Annotated in this window: 7 protein-coding genes; all 7 read right to left on the bottom strand. The window is 48.8% G+C overall.

What is annotated here, in order from left to right:
- Window positions 1-76: 76 nt before the first annotated feature.
- The gene (locus QZT80_RS03180) at window positions 77-670 is read right to left on the bottom strand and encodes a GNAT family protein (RefSeq protein ID WP_295117529.1); all 594 of its coding nucleotides are present in this window, start codon (window positions 668-670) and stop codon (window positions 77-79) included.
- 110 nt (window positions 671-780) lie between these two features.
- Complete coding sequence (locus tag QZT80_RS03175) at window positions 781-1,464, bottom strand: GDSL-type esterase/lipase family protein (protein WP_295117526.1); 684 nt, start codon at window positions 1,462-1,464, stop codon at window positions 781-783.
- Window positions 1,465-1,553: 89 nt separating this feature from the next.
- Window positions 1,554-2,570 carry a phosphodiester glycosidase family protein gene (locus QZT80_RS03170; protein WP_295117523.1) on the bottom strand — a complete coding sequence of 339 codons (1,017 nt, stop codon included), beginning with the start codon at window positions 2,568-2,570 and terminating at the stop codon, window positions 1,554-1,556.
- A gap of 68 nt (window positions 2,571-2,638) precedes the next feature.
- Entirely contained in the window at window positions 2,639-4,033 is a 1,395-nt protein-coding gene (locus QZT80_RS03165) for a family 10 glycosylhydrolase (RefSeq protein ID WP_295117520.1), read from the bottom strand.
- 25 nt (window positions 4,034-4,058) lie between these two features.
- Window positions 4,059-5,750 carry a DUF5018 domain-containing protein gene (locus tag QZT80_RS03160; RefSeq protein WP_295117517.1) on the bottom strand — a complete coding sequence of 564 codons (1,692 nt, stop codon included), beginning with the start codon at window positions 5,748-5,750 and terminating at the stop codon, window positions 4,059-4,061.
- A gap of 28 nt (window positions 5,751-5,778) precedes the next feature.
- On the bottom strand, window positions 5,779-7,485 hold the full coding sequence (locus QZT80_RS03155; protein ID WP_295117514.1) for a RagB/SusD family nutrient uptake outer membrane protein: 1,707 nt from the start codon (window positions 7,483-7,485) through the stop codon (window positions 5,779-5,781).
- A gap of 11 nt (window positions 7,486-7,496) precedes the next feature.
- Window positions 7,497-10,688: a TonB-dependent receptor gene (locus QZT80_RS03150; RefSeq protein ID WP_295117511.1), complete on the bottom strand. Its 3,192-nt coding sequence runs from the start codon at window positions 10,686-10,688 to the stop codon at window positions 7,497-7,499.
- Between the last annotated feature and the right edge of the window lie 674 nt (window positions 10,689-11,362).

Here is an 11,362-nt window from a genome sequence, read left to right as displayed (position 1 = left end):
CTATGGCATATTATGCCTTCTTCTTTCGTGTGGGGGTAGCTGAGAGGTGAACAAAGGTAGAATTTTTTAATAAATATCAATCCATCTTTTCCTCCAGCAACTTCTTCAAATGGAGTTTTACCGCAGGCCACTCCTCATCAATAATAGAAAAGTACACGGTATTCCTGTACTGCCCGTTCTCCATCACTTTGGCTTTACGCAGTACACCTTCAAACCGGCCGCCGATTTTGGCAATGGCTTTTTGAGATCGTTTGTTCGTATCGCCGGTCTTTATCTGTACCCTTACCATGCGCAATGTTTCAAAGGCGTAGGTGAGCAGTAATTGTTTACTCTCCAGGTTAACGGCCGTACCCCAATATTCGGGCAAATACCAGGTATAGCCGATTTCCAGGTTGCGGTGTTTAGTACTGATGTCGAAGTACTGGGTACTGCCTATCAGTTTACCGGTTTCGTTCAGTCTTACTGCAAAAGCGTAATGGGTACCTGCCTCGCGACCGTTGAAGCTCTTCTCGTAGAGTTCCACGAAGTTTTCGCGCTTCGCATAGTTCTCGGAATAGAATTCCCAAATGCGCTCATCTTGCGTGAGGGCTTCCAGTTCGGGGAGCAGGGGTGTTTCCAGCGGCTCAAGCGTTACAACGCGGCCGGAGAGTGTGAGGGGGTGTGTAATCATGTTGGACATAATTTCGGGGGTTTCCGCTATTAAATTACGGAATTTGCCCGAAAAAGAAACTGCGTAACCACCCGTGGCAGTTACGCAGTACATCCCAGCTCAGCACAAGATCACAGGTATTTTTTCTGTTTGAGGTAGTCTACCCAAAGCACATAAGCCTTTGGTGCCAGGTGAATCCCATCTACAGTAAGCGGCGTTTTAAGATCACCGTTCGCATCGGCAAATACATCGTTATGCAAATCGGCATAAGTAGCGCCATAACGCACCGCCAGTGCTTTAATATTATTATTCAGTTCGATGATGATCGCCTTTTTGTTTTTCAGGTATTCCGCCTTCAACACCGCATCGTTCATGGGCAGTACGCTCTGTGCATATATCCTGGTTTTGGGAGATAACTCCTTAATGCGGCGCAGGATGCGTTCGTAGTTGTTGGAGATAACTGCTACAGGCAGGCCACGGCCAATATCGTTAATACCGATATCGAGGAAAAGTTTCGAAGGTTTGCTTAGCAGGATGGTATCCAGCCGGGCGAGTACGCCGAAGCTGTTGTCGCCGCCAATACCGCGGTTCACAATGGCTTTGCCGGGCAGCAATTCGTTCCACTGCGCACGTTCGGTAATACTGTTGCCTACGAATACAATAACGCCTTTCTGCACGGGCAGCGTGCGAAATATCTCCATGCGGCCCTGGTAATAGGTGTTAGCATAACTGCTGTCTATCTTCTTTTCGGCCTGTTGTGCAAACGTGGTACCCGAAGCAGCCAGCATCAGCAACATAGTATATATCTGTTTCATGATGAAGTTTTCTTTTTAAAAGATGCGGCCACGACGAAACGTGGCCGCCGTTCCAAATTAATAACTATCGCTTTATCTGTGGTAAACTTTTATTTCTTTTTGATGATGATGGCGCTCATCACAGCGCGTTCGCCCGCAGCGTCCGAAGGTTTCACGGTTTGCTGACCGTTTACCACCAGCGCTGTGGAGCCGCCACCGTCAAGGTTAATAGCACCTGTACAACCCATGCTTTTCATCAGGTCGGCTGTTTCCTGTAAGTTCAATCCTGCACCGCCGGCGCTGTTATTACCTTCTACGGCCAGCACTACTATTTTACCTTTTGCGGTGTACCCAATCGCAGTACGGGCACGCGATGAAGTGTTATCAATATCTATCAGTTCTTCTTTATCTGTTATCTTCACCACATTATTATAGATAAGCATGGGCGAACCACCGATCGCCGAACTCACCATCCACTCTGCACCGCCAGCGGGAAAGGTGGCTGAGGGTACAGGCTGCGGTTCTTTATTCAGTTCATTAGCGCTGGGAACGGGATAACTATACACCGTACCATTGCCCGCTCCTACATGATACACCCAACTCACCTGCGGCACGCCGGCACTTGTTAATCCAAATGCAGCGCGGGTCGGATAATATGCCGTACTCACACCATTATAAGCACGGTTCAGCGAACGGATGTTCACCGCAGTTACGGTCCCATTGTATTTCACCAGGCTGTAGGAAACATTGGTGCCGAAAAAGCCGCCATTGATACAGGCGTATTTCGTTCCGCCTTCTTCCGAATAATAAATGCTGGGCTTTTTGTTCTTATCAGATACCACTGGTTTAAACTCCGCTACCGCGGGATCAAACACCACACAGTACGCGTTCATCGCTTTACTGTTAAATGCGGCGGTGCGCCTGTACACTTCCACGCCTTCTGGAAAGTTGGTCATCAGCGTGGTGGCCTTTGTCCATTCTGCGGGTAATTTGATCAGTGTGTCTTTGGCAGGCGGCGTTACCACCGGAGGCTCAATGGGCCTCGGCGGACCGGTGTAATAATCTTTGTCCTCAGAGCATGCTATGGATAAGCAGGCCGCTGCCAGGTAAATAGCAACACGTTTCATGAAACGATCGGGTATTAAACAAAAGAGGCAATGGTTACGCACCATTCCCCCTTTTCGTAAATGAAGTATTATGGCTTCGTGCCTTCCTTAATCGCATCCCAGAGTGGTACTTTCAGCCTGTTGTACTGCGGTGCGTACACGTGCACCACATCAAACAGCATTACACCGCCGGAGGTTTGTGATAGGATGTATTTAATGGCTTTTGAAATTTCACCGGTGTTTGCCCATGAAATGTTACCCATATCAATACTGCCGTAAAGTGGCATCTTGTTTTTAGTGATGTACTTGGTGCCATTAATCGAACCCTCAATGCTCCACCAATGGTACTTCATGGCGGCGGTAGCAGGATTATCGGCGAGTCTTATCTGGGTGAAGTAATTACCTGTCATCAGGTGGTCCAATGTTTCGCCGTAACCTGTTGCGCCATAACCCGGGTAAGCCCAGTCGAAGCGGATAGCCTGGTCATTGAACGGATCATACTCTTTGCTGGCCCAGTTTACGCCTACATAGTAATAGGTAGTGTACCATGCACCCACGTATACGCCGAAGGTTACGTTAGGCTTTACTGACTTCACGGCCGCACGCGCTTTTTCGAAAAAGGCCTGTATCACGGAGCAGCGGTATACCAGCCATTTCTGGTAGTACTTGCCGGTGACGTTCGGTTGTACCTGGTCGCCGCTCATTTTCCACGAGGCCACGATATCTGTCGGAAATTTCATCTTCCCGGCATCGGTATCATTGTACTTTACTTTCAGCCAGTTGATAAAATCTGTTTTAGAGAAGTCGGAGAAGTCGGCGTGGATGTCAGTATAACGGGCGTAATCGAGAATAAACCCGTCTATATCATATTTGCCTACGATCTCTTTAACGATGTTGATTACGCGCTCCTGCACCACGGGCTGTGCTGGATTCACAAACCCGTTTTTACCCATGGAGGTTACCGGTACACGGTTGCCTGCCGCATCACAAACAATCGATTCGTACTTGCTCCTGAAATCAGGATCGTCGAACAGTTTGCCTGAAGAGCGGGCACCATCGCCTTCTACGAACGTAACGATGGAAGCGTATACTTTAAACTGGCGTTTCCTGGCCTCCTGCACCATATAGCCCACGTAATCCACACCAGGGGTAATGGTTTTACCGTCCATGGTCGTGATCTGTGTGGCGTAGGCGCTGGGGTACATGGTGTAACCGGAACTGCCTTTTACATCTATCACCAAACCATTTACACCGACCATTTTCAACGTATCCAGCACGCGGTTGATGCCTGCGGTATCGTTTAACCGCCCGTAAGTGCCGAATACGTTAGAGCGGGCGTCTACCCAGGCCACTACATTGCGCTTGCGCACAGTGTCCACTTCTGGTTCGGGCTCGGGCCGTACCGGGCCGCCACCTTCTTTTTTACTGCAGGCGGCGAACAGGAACATTACTGCCGTACACGCTGCCAGGAAAGAATATCTCATCGCGATAGTTTTAAGTTAGATCTGCTTATTTCGCATAGTTGGTAAACTCATGCCCCATCAAACCTGCATTGGTCAACAGGCTATACACCTGCATACGTTCGCCGTTGTTGCTAAAGCCAATAGCGATGTCGCCCGTACCATTGCCATTGGTGTCGCCCTTCAATTCTTCGTCGGAAACAAATGGATTAAAGGTTGGATATACCGCACTGGTAAACAGGGTACTGATCAGCGATGTATTAGTTACATCGAACAGGCTCAGTCGCGCGGCACTGTTACCGGAAGCGGCGGTGTATTTCAGGATGGCGAGGTAGTTGGCGTTGTTGAACGTGGTGTAGTTCATTGGCATGTGATAGGTACCAAAAATCCTGGTATCGTTCGCAAAGCCTGCCAGCCTTGTTTGGGTGGCGCCGTTTATGAAACCTATTTCAAACTGGTAGTTAATGAAGTAGTTCGCATTGGCATCGGCCGATACTGGCTGCGCTTCGGCGTAAAAGCCGAGGTGACCAGGTGTACCGGTGATAGACTGGTAAGTGAGTACTTCCGGGTTATTATTTACGAGTACCCCGTTCGCTACTCTCCAGCGGTAAATAGTGTTCGACTGTCCGGCAGGGGCCATGATCACTGCGTTCTGACTAAGATCACCGAACACGTTTACCCTGCGGCCTACGCCACCGTCCAGCGTAATAGCGGCCGGGTTGGTGTTTGTCCAGTCTACCAGTTTCACCGGATTGGTATCTAAAGGACCATTGTATTTGTATAAAATGAACTTCGCGTTCTTGGGCGCCCATGAAGCAGCCAGCAATACGCCCTTGTTATCTTCCGCCATCTGGAAAGAAATCTGCGTGCCGAACGGATAGTGCATATCCTGCAGGTAAGCACCGGTAAACCTGTTGTACACGCGATAGTTGGAACCGCTGGCCAGCCTTCTTACCAGTACCAGGTAGTCGCCGCTCACGGCTATGCTCACGTCGTTGTTGGTTACGAAACCTAAATCGGTAGCTGTTTTCATAAACAGTTTACGGGTAATACCTACGCCGTACGGCTGTTTAACCGGCTCCTGTGCCTTCAGGGTGTATGTTCTGGCTACACCGTCTACTCCGGTAACAGCAAATGTCTGGTCACCTGCCGTGAGGTTGATGGCCGCTCCGTCCGTAATAGAACCTGTAGAATGCGGGTTGATCTCGTAGTTGAGCGTGGCATTGCTGATGTCCACACCTGGCACTACATAGAATATCACTTCTCCTGTAGCCTGTATAACGCCTTCTATTTCCTGGGCGGCCCCGTCGGCAGTAAAGGCCAGCGTTACTTTACGCAATGCGTAATCGCCTACCTTTTTACCTACTACCACGTACTTCTTCGTCAAACCAGTGCCGGAGCGTACAGTCAGATCAAATGGTTTGGTAAGGTCCATGGGTACGCCAATAGAAGGTGTCAGTTTTGCGTCGGTAGGAATAGTACCGCGCAGGATCACTTTTGTAAGATCGGTTTCGTCCTCAGAGTCTACCGGGTAATAATAGGGTATATCGAAGTAAATAGTGTCTTTTGTTTTGGAGAAGCGGGCCTCGAATAAACGCTCGCGCCCCATTTCAACTTTAGTACCGTAAATGTCGGCCAGGTCGTTCATATCCTTGGGCGTTACGGCATCGGGCTTGGCGCAACCGCTAAACATAACGCCGGCGCAAGCTGTAAATATGATGGTAGATAAAATGTTCCTCATGATAATAGTTTTGCGGTGTTAAAAATGCTTACCAGGGTTTAATCTGATCAAGACCTGTGTTAGCCTGCAATTCGTTGGTGATAATAGGCATGTAGTACATTGCCTTGATAAACTGCCTGTCCGCATCATCTGCCTCCACTACTTCATACTTAAATGTTGCGCCGTTAGGTGTTACCTTATGGCCATGAAACCTTACCGCGTTCAGCACGATGTGCGCTTTACGCCAGCGGCGGAGGTCCCAGTAACGGTGACCTTCGAAAGCCAGTTCCAGTTTACGTTCATGCTCTATTGCCACCATCATCTGGTCTGCATTTACAGCATTAGTTACCGGCACATTCGCACGGTCGCGTACTACCTTCAGTGATGTACGGGCACCTTCAATGTTATTGATCTTTGCTTTTGCTTCTGCATTGATCAGCAATACTTCCGCATAACGCATCTCGTTCCAGCTAAGGGTGCTTTTCAACTGCACGAAATTGGTGGCTTCGGGCGTCAGCATCTTCCGGATATAATAACCTGTAACAGTTGTTTTAGGATCGGTGGTGCTGCCGTACTGCACAAAACCTTCTACAGAACCGGGTGTAGTATTAATGGTACGCGCTTTCCAGGACGCACCGTTAAACAGGATGGACGCACCGAAACGGAGTTCCCTGTTCTGGTAAGGATTAGCCGCATGTACCGGGTTGTTCCAGTCAAACTTGGACCCGTCGGACATTTCATATTCATCTACCAGTTCGGCGGTGGGTACGCCATATACTAAACAGTTATCGGGATAATCTCCTTTAGGTGCAAAACCGAGGTCGTGGTTGTGCGTAAGACCCGGTGCTACGTAATCGATCTTAAATACTGATTCTTTGCTGTTCTTGTTGGTAAATGCAGCAGCGTACGAATCTTCCAGTTTATAATAACCTTCGCCCGCCAACTGGATCACAGAGTCGGATGCAGCAGCGGCGTTGGTGTAATAAGTGGTTGCATTCGCATTAGGGATACCGGTAAGCTCATCATCGTTATACTGCTTCTTGTCGTAATCGGCTACGGAAGCTGCGTACAACCAGGTACGGGCGAGCATGCCGAATGCTGCACCTTTGGTGGCACGGCCGGTACCAGTAGTAGGCCATGCTTTAGGAAGGTTAGCCGCGGCATATGCAAAATCAGCCGCGATGAACTTATAACACTCATCTTCGGAAGAGCGGTTGCGTTTGTAAGTGCTGTACTGATCGATGTTATCGAGCAACACCACACTGCCATGCAGTTTAACCAGCCATAAGTATACATAACCACGCACGAAACGGGCTTCTGCCTCATAACGTTTCTTTGTATCCTCATCTACCTTCGCATAATTTGCCAGGCCGTTCAGAAACTCGTTCACCCTGCGGATGCGCGAGTACCCTGCCTGCCAGTAGTTCAACTGCGGACCAGCGGCGTTTACCCTGCTCGCATCTGTGGCCAGTATATTCACCGTACCGTTGCCGGATACGGTGGAGGTATATTTCATGATATCGGTAAGTGCATCGGTAGCATTGCTGTAACCGATAGGGAACTCGCCGAATGCGAAGGTTTTGAACTCGGCATATAAACCGATCATATACAGCTCCATGTTTTTCGGATTGGCAAACATGCTCGCCTCTGTATACCTGTCTGGCGGTGTAACATCTATACTACACCCGTTCATCGCCGTCATCGCTCCTGCCAGCAGGCAGGCTCTTTTTATATTGAGGAGTTTTTTGATCATCATTACTGCAAGTTTTAGAATGTAACATTTACACCAGCTGTATACATGCGCTGCTGCGGATAGAAACCGTTGTTCACGTTAGGCATTTCCGGATCGAGGTACTTCAGCTTGTCCCAGGTAATAAGGTTAAAGCCGGAAGCATATATCCTGAACGATTCGATTTTCGCCATTTTCAACAGGTGCTTAGGCACGGTGTAACCCAACTGCGCTGACTTCAAACGCAGGTACGACCCGTCGCGGATCCAGCCGGAGTTGATGTGTGCGTTGTGTGCAGAGAGTGATGCTTTGTAAGCTGTGAGGCGCGGGAATTCTGCGTTAGGGTTCTCGGGCGACCATGCATTTTCTACCAGGAAGTAAGGTGCGTTACCATAACCATAGAAAGGTTTGGTAAAAGGGGTGTTATCATCTACACCGCTCGTGCCGCTCGATCCTTCGTAAGTACCTGCCAGCGATACGTCGCAAAGCGCAGCACCCTGTAATAAGGCAGTGAAATCAAACTGGCCATAACGCATGTCGATGTTCAAACCATACATCAGTTCGGGCATATTGCTGCGGCCAATTACGGTGAAGTCGTCGGTACGGGTAATGCGGCCATCGCCATTCAGATCGCGGTAACGGAAGAAACCGGGTGCTACCACACCACCACTTGGAGAAGGTGCGTCCAATGCTTCTTTCCAGTTCTGGTACATGCCATCTGTTACAAAACCATACTTAGTGCCCACAGGACGACCAATAATGCTAAGGTCTGCAGCTACGCCCGAGTTTTGTGCGCGGCGTAATACTTTATTACGTGCCCAGTTAAAGTTACCGGTTACGCCATATTCAAACTTGCCAATATTGTTACGGTGACGGATCTGCAGGTCTATACCGCGGTTATCCATAATACCGTAGTTAAACGATGCCGGCGCATAACCACCCATTGATAAAGGCACCTGTGTACCCGGGTTGTCGAGGATGTCGCTGGTTTTTTTGTAGAAAAACTCTACGTCCAAACCGAGTTTTCCTTTATAGAAAATCGATTCGAAACCACCGCTGTACGACATCGCTGTTTCCCAGTGAATGTTCACATTCGGAGGCGCGCTGGTGTATAAAGCTGCTGTTGGAACACCGCCAATCACCATCACGGGGCCATCTGTTAACATGTACGTTTGCATGTAAGAGAAGGCCGCAGTGTTATCGTTACCCAGGCGGCCAACGGAACCTTTCAGTTTAATAAAATCTACTTCAGGAAGAGTATTGAAGAAGTCCTCTTTGCTTACTACCCAGCCTAAACCCACTGCAGGGAAGGCTGCCCAGCGGTTCTCTTTCGTAAAGTTTACGGAAGCATCCCAACGGTTAGCGATTTCAAGGAGGTACTTTTCTTTGTAGTTATAGTTCAAACGTGCAACCAAACCCGCCCTGGAGTTGGTGATACGGCTGCTGCCTGTTGGCGATATCCAGTCGTTGGGATCGGTGCTGCCGTAATCGATCTCCTTAATATCTGTTAACTGGAAGTTGCTGGCACCGGTAGAGAAAATACTGCTACCAGCCTGCGACCATTCATACAACAATAACGCACTTACACCATGATCACCAAAGGAGTTGTTGTAGTTGATGCTCGGCTGAAAAGTTTTGCGGTAGTTCTGTCCGTACGACTGGCGCAGCGAGTTCTTCGTAACACCTGGCTGCGTAAATATCGGCGTCCAGTTACCGGTTACCTGGTCGCGGTCGCGGCCCATCATGTTATAGTTCGTTAACCAGCCTTTATTTTCAGTACTTGTTTTATCGTACGCAGTGAGCAATTTCACTTCAAGTCCTTTTACATAAGGCACTTTCAGCGTAGCGTTTACCTGGCCCTGGAACACGTTCGACTCGCTGTTCTGGTAACCCGATTGTTCAACCGCAGCAATGGGGTTTATCCATCCTGCGTTGCTGTAATAGGCTACAGGCAAACCATCCGGCGAGTACATCGGCATATTCGGCAACATACGCACCGCCTGGTAAAAGGGGTTCATGTAAGCCGTGTTATCCGGCGAAATACCAGGCGTTCTGCCCTGCTGCTGGCGTGCACCAATGTTCATCCCTACAGTCAGCAGATCGCTGAGGTCGGCCTGCACATTTGCACGTACGTTGTAACGTTTAAAGCCTGTGTTCTTTACCACACCATCCTGGCTTAACATACCTGCGGACGTAAAGTATTTTACTTTATCCGTACCACCTCTTACTTCCACGTTATGTTGCTGAGAGTAAGCCTTATTGCCCGTAAGCAAACCGATCCAGTCGGTGTTACCCAACATCGGGTTGGTGTTAGTACCGTTCCTTACGGCATCTATCTGCTCCTGTGTGTAAGTATAAGGGACCAGGTTCAAACCGTTGTTCTCCCGGTAATCGTTATCCATGTCCGTACCCTTGTTATACCATTCCATATAATCCGGCCCGTTCAGGAACTTCGGGAAACGCGTGTTCTGATTGCGTGTAACTGCGCCGCTGTAGCTAACTACCGGGCGTTGGTTCTTACCCTTTTTTGTAGTGATTAGAATAATACCGTTCGCAGCCTGCAAACCGTAAACAGCAGTCGATACTGCGTCTTTTAATATCGTAATGGATTCAATCTCGTTCGGGTCCAGGTTGCTGAACGACGGACGTTGCACATCATCAATAATAATAAGTGGAGCAGCAGCACCGTATGTGCCTGTACCACGAATGCGTAAGGTGGCATCATCCGCTCCGGGGCGGCCTGATTGCTGCAGGGTGGTTAAACCCGGCAAACGGCCCGACAACATGTTCGTTACGTTCATGGCAGGCATTTGTTTCAGTTGCTCACCGCTGATCTGCGATACAGAGCCAACCACTGTAGCGCGTTTCTGCTGGCCGTAACCCACCACCACTACCTCACCGAGACCGGTAGAGCTTTCCTGCAGTGTTACCTGTATGTCTTTGTTAGTAGGCACCGTAAGTGTAGACGGTGTATATCCCGTCATACTCACTGTAATCGTTACCGACGGGCCGCTGGCGTTGATCCGGAAAACACCGGTAACATCTGCCGCAACAACCGCTTTCGGCTCCTTTACCTGTACGGTAGCGCCGGGTAATGCTTCACCTTTCGCATCCTTAATGGTGCCTTTCACCACTATCGATTGCGCCGACAATGCCCCCAGCTGCAAAAAACTCAACATCATGAGCAATAGCCTGCGCATGGCTTTTAAAGAACGTGTTGACTGATTCATAATAGAATTGATGTTTATTAAAATTTCGGTTGATCTTAATTAGTTGTCGGTTTTCGTAAACAGCCGTTTTTTTGCAATAGCATCGCCAACCGGTAGCTGCATACCGGCATTTGTTGTATTAAGTTTATTGCCTTTCGGCCGATTGATGTTAAAGCGGAAACAATAGCGGTGGTTGACCCTGCATTGTGCCCCTGTCAGAAATTCATAACGGTTCCCTGGTATTCATAACAGGCTTTTTAAAATGCCACGTCCGGTAATAGGTATAATTATATATAGTTACCAGCTCCTCTTCCTACTTTTCAATTTATTTTAAAAACTAAGATCAATATTAAAAAATATTTCTCTTACATAAAAGCTTTTTAAAAAATTTATTTAACAAGTGTTTGATCAACACCCGGCCGCCGTTGTGTCACTCCCTTCAGCGGCTGAACAACACTGGGCAGGGATGGCCAAACGCTGTCGCAAACACACCCGCGTGTACTAAAACATGCCTCACCGTCCGCTCATCGTCCGCTCACGTACCGCTCAGGTGCCGCTCACCTTATATCCATCTTCCATGTTCCTTATATCTAAGGTGTATGTATTATCCTGTTTGCAGGGCATAACACCCTTAGCCCGCAACAATTGGGATGTATGGTGAAGCTATACCCTGAAGGTTGATTTAAGTGGGCCCC

Source organism: uncultured Chitinophaga sp., assembly GCF_902168175.1.
Taxonomy (GTDB): domain Bacteria; phylum Bacteroidota; class Bacteroidia; order Chitinophagales; family Chitinophagaceae; genus Chitinophaga.
Note: the sequence above shows the minus strand (reverse complement) of the source record. Positions and strands in the feature narration are given on the sequence as shown.

Excerpts from the sequence above, each read along its gene's own strand:
- QZT80_RS03180 (WP_295117529.1), bottom strand. The coding sequence starts at position 670 with ATGATTACACACCCCCTCACACTCTCCGGCCGCGTTGTAACGCTTGAG.
- QZT80_RS03175 (WP_295117526.1), bottom strand. The coding sequence starts at position 1,464 with ATGAAACAGATATATACTATGTTGCTGATGCTGGCTGCTTCGGGTACC.
- QZT80_RS03170 (WP_295117523.1), bottom strand. The coding sequence starts at position 2,570 with ATGAAACGTGTTGCTATTTACCTGGCAGCGGCCTGCTTATCCATAGCA.
- QZT80_RS03165 (WP_295117520.1), bottom strand. The coding sequence starts at position 4,033 with ATGAGATATTCTTTCCTGGCAGCGTGTACGGCAGTAATGTTCCTGTTC.
- QZT80_RS03160 (WP_295117517.1), bottom strand. The coding sequence starts at position 5,750 with ATGAGGAACATTTTATCTACCATCATATTTACAGCTTGCGCCGGCGTT.
- QZT80_RS03155 (WP_295117514.1), bottom strand. The coding sequence starts at position 7,485 with ATGATGATCAAAAAACTCCTCAATATAAAAAGAGCCTGCCTGCTGGCA.
- QZT80_RS03150 (WP_295117511.1), bottom strand. The coding sequence starts at position 10,688 with ATGAATCAGTCAACACGTTCTTTAAAAGCCATGCGCAGGCTATTGCTC.